Here is a 14,272-nt window from a genome sequence, read left to right on the forward strand (position 1 = left end):
TTGTGCTGTGCCGGGGAATCACTTCGCGGCGTCGGTCGCGCAGCGCGTCCCGGCCGCCGGCACCGTGCCGTCGACGAGGAAGGCGTTCACGGCCGTGCGGATGCACTCGCTGTGCCCGTAGCCGGTGTGCCCCTCGCCCTCGCGGGTGAGCAGCACGGCGTTGCCGAGCTCGGCGGCGAGCTTCTCGGCGTTGGCGTACGGGGTGGCCGCGTCGCCGGTCGAGCCGACCACCAGGATCGGCGTCGCGGCCTTCGAGGTGATCGGGTGCGCCTTCTCGGGCGAGCGGAACGGCCAGCTGCGGCAGTCGGGGTCGAACAGCGCGGCTCCCGGCTCGCGTCGGCTGATCAGCGGGGCCTTGGACGCCATCTCGGCGTACGCGGCCTGCAGCGCGTCACCGGTCGGGACGCCGGTCGCGCCGTCGGCGCAGTAGACGGCGGTGTAGGCGTCGCCCGAAGCGGGGTAGTGGCCGTCCTTGTCGCGCTTGTTGTAGCTGTCCGCGTACATGAACAGGTAGTCGCCCTTGCCGTTGACCATGGCCTGCGCCAGCACGTTCCGCAGCTCCTCCCAGCCGCGCTCGTCGCCGTAGAGGCCCTCGATCACGCCGGTCCACGCCGCGGCGGAGGTGAGGACGCGCCCGTCCTTGGTGGTGAGCGGCTTCTGCTTGAGCCCGTCGAGGAAGTCGGCGAGCTTCTCGGGCGCCTTGTCCGGGTCCTTGCCGAGCGGACACTGCTTCTGCTTGGCGCAGTCGGCGGCGAAGGCGCGCAGCGAGCGCTCGAAGCCCCCGTACTGCTCGATGTTGTTCTCGACCAGCGACTTGGCCGGGTCGACCGCGCCGTCCAGGACGAGCCGGCCGACGCGGTCCGGGAACTCCTCGGCGTAGACGCTGCCGATGTAGGTGCCGTAGGACAGCCCGAAGTAGCTGAGCTTCTGGTCGCCGAGCGCGGCCCGCAGCACGTCCATGTCGCGGACGGTGTCGCGGGTGCCGATGTGCTCCAGCAGCTTGCCGTACTTGGCCTGGCAGGCGTCCGCGAGGACCTTGCCGTGCTCGGGGCCGAGGTCGTCGGTGGTGAGCCAGGTGTCACGGGCCTTGTCGTCCAGGCAGTTGACCGGCGAGCTGAGGCCGACCCCTCGCGGGTCGAAGCCGACGATGTCGTAGTGGTCGCGCAGCGGGCCGTCGTAGTCCTTCTGGCCGCGCTGGACCATGGTGACGCCGCTCACGCCGGGCCCGCCCGGGTTGACCAGCAGGGAGCCGCTCCGCTCGCCGGGCTTGGCGCTGCCGATCCGGGCGACGCCGACGTCGAGGCCCCCGCCGGCCGGGTCGGCGTAGTCCAGCGGGACCTTGAGGGTGGCGCACTGCACCGCCGACTCGTCGATCTTCGTGGTCTTCGGGTCGTCCTTGCAGGCCGCCCAGGTGAGCTGCTGACCGTAGAAGGCCTGGAGGGCCGGGTCCGCCTGGCCGGTGGGCTTGACGGTCGGCGTGGGCGTGGCGGTGGGGGTGGGCGGCGGGGTGGCGGTCGCCGGGTCCGTGGGCGACGGCGTGGTGGTCGCGGCGGGGGACGGCGTGCCGGAGGCCGCGTCGGTGGAACCGCCCGAGCTGGTACAGGCGGCCAGCAGGGCGGCCGCGGCGACGGCGGGCAGGGCGCGTCGCGAGAACCGTGTGATCATCGAATGCACCGCACACGAATACCACCTGACGATCACATGGCTGACGGTGCCCCACCCGCCGGCGCCCCGCCCGTCCCGCGCGCTTCGGGACAAAGAGCGACGAACCGTCCGAGGAAACGTTTCCTCGGCTGTTTCCCTGCCGCTCGTCAGCCGCTCGTCAGCCGCCGCACTGCTGCAGCATCGCCTTCTTGTCGGCCTCCGTCACCGGCAGCTGGTACTTCAGCGACACCTGTGCGAAGCGCACCGCGTACGAGCAACGGATCTCCGGGTTGGCGGGCAGCCAGGCGGCCGGGCCGGAGTCGCCCTTGGAGGCGTTCTGCGAGCCGTCGGCCGGGATGAGGTTGAGCGGGTCGTTGGCGATCTGCACCCGCTTCAGCTTCTCCCACTTGCTGGCGCCCATCTGCCAGTCGTAGGACAGCGGCATCACATGGTCGATCTGGATCTTCGAGGCCTGCTGCTTGTTCCAGTCGACCGTCTTGCCGGTGTACGGGTCGTAGATGGTCATCGAGGTGACCGTGCACTTCGAGCCGTCCTTGCGCTCGACCGCCGAACCGTCCCGGGCCAGCAGGTCGTTGCGGGTGTCGCAGTTGTTGTGACCGCCCGGTATGCCGTCCACGTTGTCGGTCCAGGCCGGTCCGAACTCATTGCGGTCGTAGCCGTCCTTGGGGCCGGCGGCGGCGGTGGCGACCTTGGCTATCAGCTCGCGGCCCGCCTTCTGGTCCTCGGCCGAAGTCAGCGGCGCCAGACCGGGCTTGGTGCCGTCGGGGTTCTCCAGCGGGCTGGTGCCCCGGCTCGCGGCACCCGCCGCCCCGGTGGACGCGCCGCCGCCCGGCTTCTTGTCGTCCGAGCAGCTGCTCAGCACCACGGCGGATATCAGGAGGACGGTGGCGGCGGCGGACAGGGTGGTGCGACGGGCGGGCACGGGGACTCCCCAAGTGGGCGGGCTGCTGACGGCGTACCAGCAGACCAGCCGCCCAGCGGGCGGTCAAGCCACCACAACAGGGAGCATTTCGATCATGGCGAAGCTCACACCGGGAAGCCCGCCGCCCCACCGCCCGGCCGCCCCACCGCATCCGCGCTCAGGGCCGCAGCGCGCGGACGCTCTCCTCCACCACCGTCTCCAGCGGGGTCGCCGCCACCCCCAGCGTCTCCCGCGTCACCGTCGAGTCGAGCAGCAGCGGCCGGTCGTACAGGTAGCCCATCTCCTCCACCTCGGCGAGGATCTCGTTGCCGGAGCGGGCCAGCGCCGCCCGGGAGACCTCGGTGAGCGCCGGCTCCGGCGCCCCGGCCGCCTCCGCCAGCCGCCCGGCCAGCTCGCGGGGGGACGCCTCGCTGGTGCTGGGCACGTGCCAGGCCCGGCCCCAGGACGTCTCGTTGCGCGCTGCGGCGACCAGCGTGGCGGCCACGTCGCCGACGTAGCTCCAGCTGTGCGCCGCGTCCAGGTCGGCGGGGTAGCCCACCGGCTCGCCCGCCACCACGGCGGGCACCACGGTGATGGCGAACAGCGACGTGGCGCCGCGTCCGACGAAGTCGCTGGCCCGCACCTCGGTGACGCGCGCGCGGCCCGCCTCGTGGGCGGCCAGCGCGTCCGCCCACAGGGCCGCCCGCAGCGTGCCCTTGCGGCTGGTCGGGGCGGCCGGCAGGTCCTCGGTGAGCGGGCCGGCCACCGGGCCGTAGCCGTAGACGTTGCCGAGCATGACGTAGCCCGCGCCGGTCCGCTCGGCGGTGGTCAGCAGGGCGGCGGCGAGCGGCGGGAACTCGGTCAGCCAGCGGTGGTACTGCGGGGCCGCGCAGTTGATCAGCGCGTGCGCGCCCTCGACGAGCGCGGTGAGGGCGTCGGCGTCGGTGGCGTCGGCGGCGACCCGCTCGATGCCCGGGTGCTCGGGACCGCTGCCGCGCCGGGTGACCAGGCGGACCCGCTCGCCCTCACCGGCCAGGCGCAGTGCGGTGGCGGTACCGGTCGGGCCGGCGCCGGTGACGACGTGGAAGGACATGGGAGGCTCCTTGGTTGCCTGAGGGGTGGTGGCGCCGGACTGCGCGGCGCCGTGATCAACTCTCGGCCAGGGCCCCGCCGCACGGCAGGGCTCCGGCTGCCAAGGTTCCGGAGGTTCTGGCCATGCCCTCGTCCGCGCCCACGACCGCCCCCTCGGGCGTCCACCGGATCGCGGTCGTCGCCGTGCCGCCGGTCACCGCCTTCGACCTCACCATCCCCGACATCGTCTTCGGCTCCGCCGAGGTGGACGGCCGCCCGGCCTACCAGGTGCGGATCTGCACCGTCGAGCCGGGCCCGGTGGCGAGCACCGGCAGCCTCCAGGTCGTCGTCCCGCACGGCCTGGACACGATCACCACGGCCGACACCGTCCTCGTCACCGGGTCGGCGTCCCGGGCCGACGCCGACGAGCGGATCCTCGCGGCCCTGCGCACCGCGGCCGGCCGGGGCGCGCGGATGGCCTCGATCTGCACCGGCGCCTTCGTGCTCGCCCAGGCCGGACTGCTCGACGGGCACAGCGCCACCACCTACTGGGTGCAGGCGGGCGCGCTGGAGCACCGCTTCCCCAACGTCCGGGTACTGCCACAGGCGCTGTTCGTCGACGACGGCCCGGTACTCACCTCGGCCGGGCTCACCGCCGGCATCGACCTGTGCCTGCACATGGTGCGCACCGACCACGGCGCGGCGGTGGCCAACGCGGTGGCCCGGCTGGCGGCGGTCTCGGCGGTCCGCGACGGCGGCCAGGGCCAGGTCCTGCCCACGCCGGTGGCCGCCCCGGACGGCAGTTCGCTCGCCGCCACCCGCGCCTGGGCCCTCGCCCGGCTCGCCGAGCCGCTCAGCCTGGCCGGACTGGCCGCGCACGCCGGGGTGAGCGTGCGCACCCTCAACCGCCGCTTCCAGGCCGAGACCGGGACCACCCCGCTGCAGTGGCTGCTCACCCAGCGCCTCGAACAGGCCCGGGAACTGCTGGAGTCCACCGAGCTGCCGGTCGAGCGGGTCGCCGCCCGCACCGGCTTCGTCACCCCCGACTCGCTGCGCCGCCACCTCCTCCAGCGGGTCGGCATGACCCCGCGCGCCTACCGCGCGCACTTCGCCCGGCCGACGGCCCGCGCGCGCGGCTGAGCGAGCGGCCGACCGCCGACCGCCGACCGCCGGGCTGTTCGGCGGCGGCCCCGGGCGGGCACGCTGAGCGCATGGAACAGGGCGATGCGGTGGCCGCCGTGGTGCTGGCCGCCGGAGGTGGACGGCGGCTGGGCGGGCGGCCGAAGGCGCTGCTCCGCTACCGGGGCCGGCCGCTGGTGGAACACGCGGCGGCGGTGGCCCGGGCGGGCGGCTGCCGGGAGGTGACGGTGGTGCTGGGCGCGGACCGGGCACGGGTGCGGTCGACGGCGCACCTGCCGGGCTGCCGTCTGGTGGCCAATCCGGACTGGGAGAGCGGCATGGGCTCCTCGCTGCGCACCGGCCTGGCCGCCCTGCCGGCCCGCTCCTCGGCGGCGCTGGTGATGCTGGTGGACACCCCGGGGGTGAGCCCGGCCGCGGTGGCCCGGCTGCTGGCCGCGCACCGGGCCGGGGCGGAGCTGGCCGCCGCGGCGTACCACGGGCGGCGCGGGCATCCGGTGCTGATCGGCGCCCGGCACTTCGCCGCGGCGCTCGCCGCCGCACACGGCGACGCGGGGGCGCGCGCCCTGCTGGCGGCGCATCCGGACGACCTCGTCCTCGTCGAGTGCGCCGACGTCGCCGCCCCGGACGACCTGGACACCCCGGCCGACCTCGCCCGCTGGGGCGCGGGGTGACTCACGGGGCGGACCGGGCCGCACGCGTTCACCCCGGTCCGCCCCGGGAACGGCCCCGGCTCCCACACGAGGGGGAGTCCTCTCCTCCTCGCCGCCGACCGATCGAGCGCACACCCCTGATTCGTCCCTGAGGATTGCCGCATTCCGCGCCGTGTCCGGCGGGTTTCGGGGAGCATGGGACACGTCACCCACCCCCGACTCGAACGGACGGTGCCCGCCATGCCCGGACTGCCCGACGACTTCACCGGACACGACCCGGCCGGCCGCGGCCCGGGGGCGGCGGGTGGCGCCCGGGCGATCCGCTGCCCCGCCTGCCGGCGGGAGCACCTCTACGAACCACCGTCACTGCCCTGCCCGTGCGGTGCCTCGCTCAAGGTGCCGCTGCTGCGCGGCGGGGTGCCGGTGCAGGTGCGCTTCCGGTCCTGGGAGGACTCCTGGCTGAGCATGCGCTGTCCGCACTGCGGGCGCTCCGACCAGTGGCCGCAGCCCGAGTTCACCTGCAACTGCGGGGCCACCGTGCGCCTCCCGGTGGACCGGACGACCCGGCTGGGCGGCTCCACCGCCGGTCCGCTGGGCGCCGCCGCCGGCCCGCGGGCCTCCCACCCGCACCCGACGCGGCCCGCGCACTCGCCGGACGCCCCCGCCGCGGCACCGCCCGCCGCGGGCGCGGGCACCCCGGCGGCGCCGTGGCGGCGGCGCGCGCCGTTCCGCCCGCACCCGGTGCGGACCTCGCAGGACGCGGTGTTCACCGCGGCCCGCTACCTGGAGTGGCTGGGCTTCGACGACCTGGAGCTGACGGAGGCCCAGGAGCGGGACGGGGTCACCCTGCTGGGCAGCCGGATGGTCGCCCAGGTGGACACCTGGACCGAGCCGGCGGACGTGAAGTCGGTCGAGTGCCTCTGGCTGCAGACCCTGCACGCGGAGGAGATGGCCGCCGCGATGTTCACCCTTGCGGGCTATTCGCACCAGGCCACGGTGCGCGGGGAGCAGCTGCTGGTCGCCCTGTTCAGCCTGGACCTGGCGGGTGTGCCGCAGCCCGCGAACGGCGCCGCGGAGGCTCTGATGGAGACCGGCTGGACGTCCTGAGGCCCGTTCGGCCCCGGCCGCCCGCCCGCTGATCGTTTAGACGAAAACCCGGCCGAGCGCAACAACCTCCGCTCGTGATCTGGTGCACAAGCTCGCCCCCGTGTTGAATTGCCGCCACAGCGCGGGCCTGTGGCGCGTCATGCCACGAGTGGGGAGGGGCCCGCTTCCTGCTGGATGGCGCACACAAGGAGGTGGCGTTGTCGGAGCACGGATGGGGCCCTAGTGGCCGGGACGCACGGGGGCCGGCGGCGCCTCCGGAGCCGGGGGACACCGTATGGCGGTTACGGTCCCGGGCGTGCTGGCGGGAGGCCGCCGAGCTGTTGCGGCCGACCGCCGAGCGCGACCCGTCGGCAGCACTCGTCAGGGCCGAACTGCTGATCGAGCAGTGCCTGTTCACCGCCGCCCACTGGGGTCAGGCCGAGCAGGCGCTGCGACTGGCCGAGGCCGTCGCGGCGACCACCGAGCAGCGCGCGGCGGCGGCCTGCGCCCGGGGGTTTCTGGCGTACGTGGCCAGCGTGCTCGGCGCCCGCGACCGGCTGGACGAGGCACAGGCGGCGCTCGGCCGCACCTCGGCCCTGCTGCCGCCGGACGCACCGGGCCGGCCACTGCTGGACTTCCGCCGGGGGCTGGTCGCGGAGAACCTGCTGCGCGACCCGACCGCGGCCTGGATCGCCTACCGGCGGGCGCACGACGGCGCGGGTGAGCGGGGCGACGAGCTGCTGCGCTCGTCGACCTGGCGGCACCTGGCCGCGCTGGCGCTCGCGGCGGGGGACCGCGAGCGGGCGCGGGAGGGGTTCGACGCCTCGCTGCGGCTGCGCGAGCAACTGGGCTTCACGGTGGGGGTGGCCCCGGCGCTGGCCGCGCTGGCCGAGGTGTCCGGGCCGGCCGAGGCCGCGCGGCTGCGGGCGGAGGCGGCCCGGCTGGTGCAGGCCCTCGGAGGCGTACCGGTCTGGCTCGCGCGCCAGCTCGGTACGGGGCACGCGCCGGGCGCCCCCTCGGACGGACGCGTCGAGAGGCAGAGCCAGGGGCCGATCAGCTAAGGTGAGGCTAACCTGGCCGGGTCGAGCAGTGACCCGGCCGGGTCAGCCTTGCCGTTCCCGGGCTCCGTCGGGCCCCGACCGGCCGGGCCCGGACGTACGGCGCAGCGGTGTCACGGCACGCCCCGGCCGGGCACGGACCGGACGGTCCGGTCGGCCCGGTCGACCCGAGGGGCACGACCATGACCGCGAGCAGCGCCCGGCCCACCGCCGAACGGGCCGACCCCACCGCCCGCCGCCACGGCCCCGCCCCCTCCCTCACCACCGCGCCCCCGCGCACCGCCCCGGAACCGGCGGGCACCGCCCCCGCCCCCGTCGCGCCCGCAGCCTCCGCACCCGCCCACCGGCCCGGCCCGGCCGGCGCCGAGGCCCCCCTGCCGCCCGCGGTGGGCGCCTACCGGCGGCTCGGTGAGGTGGTTCCCGAGCTTCGGGTGCGCTGCGCGCCGCCGCGTTCCGGGCGGGGGTGGATCGCGGGGGCGCAGCTGGTGGCGGACCCGGACGCGCTGCGGGAGTTGGTCGCGTACGACGCCCGGCAGGGCCTGGCCCGCTACGGCCGGGCGCTGCGGCCGGACGTGGCGGCCGGCATCGGGCTGCACCGGTTCGTCTGGCAGGTCTCGCTGCTGTTCACCCTGCCGTGGTTCCTGGAGCGCCGGGTGCCGCTGCTCGCGCCCGGCGATGTCTCGATCCGCCGCCGCAGCGGCGAGCTGACGGCGGGCCAGGACGCCTTCGTCTGTCTGCCGCACGATCCGGCGGCGGTCCTGGCGGCGCGGACGGTGGCCGACGAGACCGCGCTGGCCGCCGAACTCCGGGCGGCGCTGGCGGACTTCCTGACCCCGGTGCTGACGGCCTTCCGTCCGGAGGTGCGGCGCGGGCCGCGCACGCTCTGGGCGATGGCCACGGACGCGGTGGTGGAGGGCCTCTGGTACGTCGGCCGGCGGCTCGGCGAGGAGGAGCGCGTACGGACGGAGCTCAGCGCACTGTTCGACGCGGACGGCCCCGGCGCGCCGGAGTGCGCGCCCTTCACGCCGGGCGCCGGATTCACCGCTCCGGCGCCCGGCTCCCCGGCACGCGTCGAACAGTCCGAGCGGTGCCGGGCCAGTTGCTGCCTCGTCTACACGGCGCGGATCGAGGCGATGTGCGCGGGCTGCCCCCGTACCGTGCGGGTTTGACGGAGTTTTACGCAGGCCGACGCGGGCCGGACCGAGACCTTTGACGGGTCCGGAATTCCCGACTCCCCTTTTTCCATATAAATATGACGAAACGACTTATCCCCCGCCAGAAATCCCTCGCGCCGGTGCATTGACAGGAAATCGGCCGCTCTTCGACCACGCATCCGCCATGATGGTCCCCGCCATCACGACGCAGGAATTGCGGCGCAGGAAAGCGAGGCTGGTCCAGGCGATGAAATTGTCCGACATACCGCTGGGTTGGGCCGTCACCGGCGTCGCGGTGCTGCTGCTCACCGCACTCCTGGTGGCCCTGGCCCGGAACCGGGGCGGCACGGGCGGCGGGAGCGGCGCGGACTCCTGGGAGCGGGCCGAGGAGCGCCGGCGCCGCAAGGAGTCCCTGTACGGCGGGGCCTCCTACACCCTGCTGTTCTGCTGCGCGGCCGTGGCCGCCGCGCTCTCCTTCCACGGCCTGGTCGGCTTCGGGGTGCAGAACCTCAACCTGTCCGGCGGCTGGGAGTACCTGGTGCCGTTCGGCCTGGACGGGGCCGCGATGTTCTGCTCGGTGCTCGCGGTGCGCGAGGCCAGCCACGGCGACGCGGCGCTCGGCTCCCGGCTGCTGGTCTGGCTGTTCGCCGGCGCCTCGGCCTGGTTCAACTGGGTGCACGCCCCGCGCGGCTTCGGCCACGCCGGCGCGCCGCAGTTCTTCGCGGGGATGTCACTCTCGGCCGCCGTGCTGTTCGACCGGGCGCTCAAGCAGACCCGCCGCGCCGCGCTGCGCGAGCAGGGGCTGGTCCCCCGCCCGCTGCCGCAGATCCGGATCGTCCGCTGGCTGCGCGCCCCGCGCGAGACCTACGCCGCCTGGTCGCTGATGCTGCTGGAGAACGTCCGCAGCCTGGACGAGGCGGTCGAGGACGTCCGCAACGACAAGCGCGAGCGGATCCGGGAGAAGGAGCGCCGCCGGCTGGCGGGGCGCCGCGAACGGGCCGAGATCCGGGCGATCAACCGCACCAACAGCGTCTGGCGCCAGCGTGGCGGTGTGGCTCCCCCGGCGGCGCCCCGGCAGCTGGAGTCCGGCTCGGAGTCCGCCAGGACGGCCGGCGCCGACGGGCCCGGCGCCGAGGGCACGGCCGCCGAGCCCGGCCTGCCGGCCAGGCCCGAGCGGCGCACCGTCGACCTCACGACCGAGGAGAACACCGCGGCCCTGCCCCGGCTGGACTTCCTGGAGCAGAAGCTGAACGACCTGGAGCAGCAGTTCGGCTGACGCCCCGGCGCTCCTGAACGCCCGTCCGCCGAACGCCCGTCCCCCGAACGCCGGTCCGCCGAAGCCTCAGTCCGCGGGCGTCACGCTGAGCTCGAACCACATCCGCTTGCCCGTCCCCCGGGGCTCCACGCCCCAGCCGTCGGCCAGCGCCTCGACCAGCATCAGCCCGCGCCCGGACGACGCCTGCTCCCCCGGGGTGCGACGGGTCGGCCAGAGGTCCGACTCGTCCTCCACCTCGACCCGCAGCCGCGCCCGGCCGCCGTCCGCGACCGGCTCCCGGTAGAGGCGGGCGGTGAACATGGCGTCCCGGTCGGTGTGCCGGATGGCGTTGGTGACCAGCTCGGAGGAGAGCAGTTCGGCGGTGTCGATCAGCTCGGCCACCCCCCAGCGGCGCAGCGCGTCCCGCAGCTCGGCGCGGACCTCGGAGATCCGGGCGAGGTCGGCCTGGCCGATCCGGCGGCGCAGCTGCTGCGCGGCCAGGCCGCCCTCGGGGCCGTCCCAGCGCAGCAGGAGCAGCGCTATGTCGTCCTCGCGCTCGCTGGAGTCGGCGGCCTGCGAGGCGATCCGGTCGGCGAGTTCGTCCAGCGGGTCGCGGCCGCTCGCGACGGGGCTCGCGAGCGGCTCGGCGAGCACCGCGGTGAGCCGGGCGATGCCCTCGTCGAGGTCCATGCCGCGCGCCTCGACCAGGCCGTCGGTGCAGAGCAGCACGGTCTCGCCCGGGTCGAGGCTGAACCGGGTGACCCGGTACTCCTCGTCCGGGGCGATGCCGAGCGGCAGCCCGCCGGCCACCGGGACGGTGGTGGCGGTGCCGTCGCCGCGCCGCACCACCGGGTCGAGGTGGCCGGCCCGGACGGCGTAGACCACGCCGTAGTCGACGTTGACCTCGGCGTAGGTGCAGGTGGCGAAGTGGTCGGTGTCGAGGTCGGCGAGGAAGCGCGAGGCCCGGGCCATCACCGCGGCGGGCGGGTGGCCCTCGGCGGCGTAGGCGCGCAGGGCGATCCGCAGCTGGCCCATGATGCCGGCCGCGTGCACGTCGTGGCCCTGGACGTCGCCGATCACCAGGCCGACGTGGCCGCCGGGCAGCGGCACCACGTCGTACCAGTCGCCGCCGATCTGCAGGCCGGAACCGGCCGCCAGGTAGCGGACGGCGGTGGTGACGCCCGGCACGGACGGCACGGTGCGCGGCAGCATGACGCGCTGGAGGCCGGCCGCCAGTTCGTGCTCGGCGTCGTGCAGCCGGGCCCGGGCCAGGGACTGCGCGACCAGGCCGCCGAGGGTGGAGAGCAGGGTGCGCTCGTCGGCGTCCAGCCGGCGGTCGTCGTCGAAGCTGACCACGCAGAGGCCGATCGCCCGGCCGCTGGCGACCAGCGGCAGGAAGGCCCAGGAGCTGCGGGTGGTGCGGCGGACCTGCTCCCAGACGTCCGGGTAGCGCTCGCGGTACTCCTCGCGGCTGGCGCAGAACACCGGGGCGCGGCCCCGCAGCGCCTCGGCGGCGGGGTGGCTCGGCGGCAGCACCGAGCGGTCGTAGCCGGCCAGCTCCTCGGTGGGGTAGCCGGAGGCGCCGAGCATCTGCACCCGGCCGGCCTCGAAGGAGGCGAGCACCAGGCCGTCCGGCGGCAGGCCGGGCAGCGGAAGCTCGGTGAAGACCCGGGCGACGTCCCGCACCGTGACCGCCTCGGAGAGCGCGCGGGCGGCCTCCTTGATGAAGCGGGAACGCTCCTCGCGCAGCAGGGCGAGCCGGTCGGCGCGGTCGCGTTTGTGCAGCTCGACGGTGGCGTCCCAGACGAAGCCGACCATCCGGGAGGCGCGGCCGAAGGCGTCGGCGAGGACCCGGCCGCGGAACCGGACGGCCCGGGTGGCACCGCCCCGGCCGACCGTCCGGTAGTAGGCGCCGCACTGGCCGAGTTCGGCGACGGCGCGTTCGACCCGGCGGCGCACCACGGGGGCGTCCTCGGGGTGGAGCAGGGCCAGGAAGGAGGCGGAGGTGCGGTCGAAGCGGCCCTTCTCGACGGCTTCGAGGCCGACGATGGCGCAGGCGCGCTGGTCGCCCTCCAGGACGTCGCGGCGGATGTCCCAGTCGAACGAGCCGATGCCGTTGGCCGCCATCGCGGGTTCGAGCCAGTCCGGCGTGGAGTCACCCGGGGAGAGCGGCAGACCACCGGAGAGCATCGGCGCCAGCCGGCCGGCCGCCAGGCCGGGGGCGGTGCGCAGCGGGTGCCGCCGGGCCGCCTGCGCGGGGGGTCTGGCCCGCCCGGAGCCGGTCGTGGTCGGACCGGCGGGAAGGGCCGGCCCCGGTGACTCGGGCTCTGTGGGCATGCTGCTCCTGCCGCTGCCGTGGCGGACCGCGCCGACCGTCCGGACGGGCCGCGTGGCGGGTGATGAGTGGTGCTCGACGGTCGCGCGCCCATGGGCGGTCATCGGTCGAGGTGGTCTTTCCCCGCCGCTTCTCGCACGTGGGCACACATTCCCACCATCCTGGCCAATGTTCGGCCGAGCGGCAATGGCAACGGGCCGGAAACCTTGTCGTACGCCTTCACTTCCGCGCATCGTTCGACAGCGAACGGTGCTCGTACGGCAAACGGCGGCGAGGGAGGCCGAACGGTGAACCGCGGACGGCGAACCGCGGACGGCGGCTCAGGCGCCGACGATGCCCAGTTCGAACCAGGTGACCTTGCCGTCACCGCGCAGCTGGACGCCCCAGGAGTCGGCGAGCGCCTCGACCAGCAGCAGCCCGCGGCCGGAGGTGGCGTACTCCGCGTCCGGGTCACGGCGGCGGCCGGGCAGCCGGGCCGTGCCGTCCTGGACCTCGATGCGCAGCCGCTGGTCACCGGTGAGCACCGCGTCGAAGACCGCGCCCTGGCCGGTGTGCTGCAGCGCGTTGGTGACCAGCTCGGAGGTGAGCAGCTCGGCGGTGTCGGCCAGCTCGGGCACGCCCCACACACCGAGCGCGGCGCGCAGCCGGCGGCGGACCGCGCCGACGCCGACCAGGTCGGCGGCCTCCAGTGCCAGGTGGAGCCGGCGGTTGAGCGCACACCCGGGTGCGGGTGCGCCCGGCCGGGTGACGCCGGGCACGCCCAGCGCGTTCACGGGGCCGGTGGTGCCCGCCGGGGCGCCCTGGCCGGTTCCGGTCACCCGGAAGGCTCCCCCCGAACTCGTTCGCTGCCGCGGGAATCGCGACTGACCGTCCATCACCCCTGCCCCCGCCCTCGTTCCGGGTCACCGGTCCGGTATCCCCCGCCGGCCGGTCGGCCCACTTGGTACTGACCAATCATCCTCATGCCCAGCTTTCGGCATTTGGAACGGCACCCAGGCGATCACCTGGGGTGAAAGGGGCACGGGGCGGTTCACGTGATCCAACTGCCCGCGCCGGACAGGTTTGCGAAGCGTACGGGCGGTTTTCGGTCTCCGGCGCCGCCGCCCCGGGCGTTCCGCCGAGCCGATCGCCGCGGGAGCGGCAAGGCTGGACAGGGCGGACCGCTCCGGGTTCAATGGCCGGAGATGTTTGAACACCGTTCTAACGTCCTCCCCCCTCACCCGGCCACCGCGAGCGAGGAACCGTGCGACTGACCCCCACCGAGCGGGACCGGCTGCTGATCTTCACAGCAGCCGAGCTGGCCCGCGCCCGCCGCGCCCGAGGCGTCCGCCTCAACATCCCCGAGGCGACCGCGCTGATCGCCGACACCGTCTGCGAGGCCGCCCGGGACGGCCGGCGCCTCGCCGAGGCCATCGAGGCCGGCCGCTCCGTGCTCACCGCCGACGACGTGCTGCCCGGCGTGCCCGACGTGGTCACCGTGGTCCAGGTGGAGGCGGTCTTCGACGACGGCACCCGCCTCGCCGTGGTCAACGACCCGTTCCGGGGCGCCGGCTCGCTCGGCGACGAGGCCCCCGGCGGCGCGCTGCTCGGCGACGGCGCCGGCTACGACCCGGTCGAGGAGACCGTGGTCCTGCCGGTCCACAACACCTCCGGGGTGCCGATCTCGGTCACCTCGCACTTCCACTTCTTCGAGGCCAACCCGCGCCTGGCCTTCGACCGCGCCGCCGCCTACGGCACCCACCTGGCGATCCCGGCCGGATCCTCGGTGCGCTTCGACCCGGGCGCCACCGTCGAGGTCGGCCTGGTGCCGATCGGCGGCGCGCGGGTCGCGATCGGCTTCGCCGGCCTGGTCGACGGCCCGCTGGACGCCCCCGGTGCCAAGGAGGCCGCGCTGGCCAAGGCCCGCGCCACCGGTTACCTCACCCACTTCGACGACGCGGAGGTCGAGTCGTGACGT

Annotated in this window: 12 protein-coding genes; 7 read left to right on the plus strand and 5 right to left on the minus strand. The window is 75.2% G+C overall.

Annotated features, from left to right (window positions below; translation table 11 throughout):
• Positions 1 to 18: 18 nt before the first annotated feature.
• From ABZW10_RS15200 to ABZW10_RS15210, 3 genes are all read right to left on the minus strand, one after another.
• A complete protein-coding gene (locus ABZW10_RS15200; RefSeq protein WP_355364554.1) occupies positions 19 to 1,665 on the minus strand; it encodes an alpha/beta hydrolase in 1,647 nt (548 codons plus the stop codon).
• 157 nt (positions 1,666 to 1,822) lie between these two features.
• A complete protein-coding gene (locus ABZW10_RS15205) occupies positions 1,823 to 2,587 on the minus strand; it encodes an HNH endonuclease family protein (protein ID WP_355364557.1) in 765 nt (254 codons plus the stop codon).
• A 157-nt stretch (positions 2,588 to 2,744) separates the two neighbouring features.
• Positions 2,745 to 3,659, minus strand: coding sequence for an NAD-dependent epimerase/dehydratase family protein (locus ABZW10_RS15210; protein ID WP_355364560.1), 915 nt, complete (start codon positions 3,657 to 3,659; stop codon positions 2,745 to 2,747).
• A gap of 122 nt (positions 3,660 to 3,781) precedes the next feature.
• Between ABZW10_RS15210 and ABZW10_RS15215 the strand changes: the two genes are divergently transcribed.
• From ABZW10_RS15215 to ABZW10_RS15240, 6 genes are all read left to right on the plus strand, one after another.
• On the plus strand, positions 3,782 to 4,777 hold the full coding sequence (locus ABZW10_RS15215) for a helix-turn-helix domain-containing protein (protein WP_355364563.1): 996 nt from the start codon (positions 3,782 to 3,784) through the stop codon (positions 4,775 to 4,777).
• Positions 4,778 to 4,848: 71 nt separating this feature from the next.
• The gene (locus tag ABZW10_RS15220; RefSeq protein ID WP_355364566.1) at positions 4,849 to 5,448 is read left to right on the plus strand and encodes a nucleotidyltransferase family protein; all 600 of its coding nucleotides are present in this window, start codon (positions 4,849 to 4,851) and stop codon (positions 5,446 to 5,448) included.
• Between the two features lie 219 nt (positions 5,449 to 5,667).
• Positions 5,668 to 6,534: a hypothetical protein gene (locus ABZW10_RS15225; protein WP_355364569.1), complete on the plus strand. Its 867-nt coding sequence runs from the start codon at positions 5,668 to 5,670 to the stop codon at positions 6,532 to 6,534.
• 197 nt (positions 6,535 to 6,731) lie between these two features.
• On the plus strand, positions 6,732 to 7,574 hold the full coding sequence (locus ABZW10_RS15230; RefSeq protein WP_355364572.1) for a hypothetical protein: 843 nt from the start codon (positions 6,732 to 6,734) through the stop codon (positions 7,572 to 7,574).
• A 179-nt stretch (positions 7,575 to 7,753) separates the two neighbouring features.
• A complete protein-coding gene (locus ABZW10_RS15235) occupies positions 7,754 to 8,740 on the plus strand; it encodes a (2Fe-2S)-binding protein (protein ID WP_355364575.1) in 987 nt (328 codons plus the stop codon).
• A gap of 232 nt (positions 8,741 to 8,972) precedes the next feature.
• The gene (locus ABZW10_RS15240; protein WP_355364578.1) at positions 8,973 to 10,001 is read left to right on the plus strand and encodes a DUF2637 domain-containing protein; all 1,029 of its coding nucleotides are present in this window, start codon (positions 8,973 to 8,975) and stop codon (positions 9,999 to 10,001) included.
• A 66-nt stretch (positions 10,002 to 10,067) separates the two neighbouring features.
• Here ABZW10_RS15240 and ABZW10_RS15245 read toward each other — a convergent pair whose 3' ends face one another.
• Positions 10,068 to 12,317 (minus strand): SpoIIE family protein phosphatase, encoded by a 2,250-nt coding sequence (locus tag ABZW10_RS15245; RefSeq protein ID WP_355364581.1) that lies wholly within the window; start codon positions 12,315 to 12,317, stop codon positions 10,068 to 10,070.
• A gap of 318 nt (positions 12,318 to 12,635) precedes the next feature.
• Positions 12,636 to 13,133 carry an ATP-binding protein gene (locus tag ABZW10_RS15250; protein WP_355364584.1) on the minus strand — a complete coding sequence of 166 codons (498 nt, stop codon included), beginning with the start codon at positions 13,131 to 13,133 and terminating at the stop codon, positions 12,636 to 12,638.
• Positions 13,134 to 13,558: 425 nt separating this feature from the next.
• Here ABZW10_RS15250 and ABZW10_RS15255 point away from each other — a divergent pair, with 425 nt between their 5' ends.
• The gene (locus tag ABZW10_RS15255; RefSeq protein ID WP_355364587.1) at positions 13,559 to 14,269 is read left to right on the plus strand and encodes an urease subunit gamma; all 711 of its coding nucleotides are present in this window, start codon (positions 13,559 to 13,561) and stop codon (positions 14,267 to 14,269) included.
• Positions 14,270 to 14,272 lie beyond the last annotated feature (3 nt).

It is taken from the genome of Kitasatospora sp. NPDC004723, assembly GCF_040609255.1.
In the GTDB taxonomy this organism is placed as follows: Bacteria; Actinomycetota; Actinomycetes; order Streptomycetales; family Streptomycetaceae; genus Kitasatospora.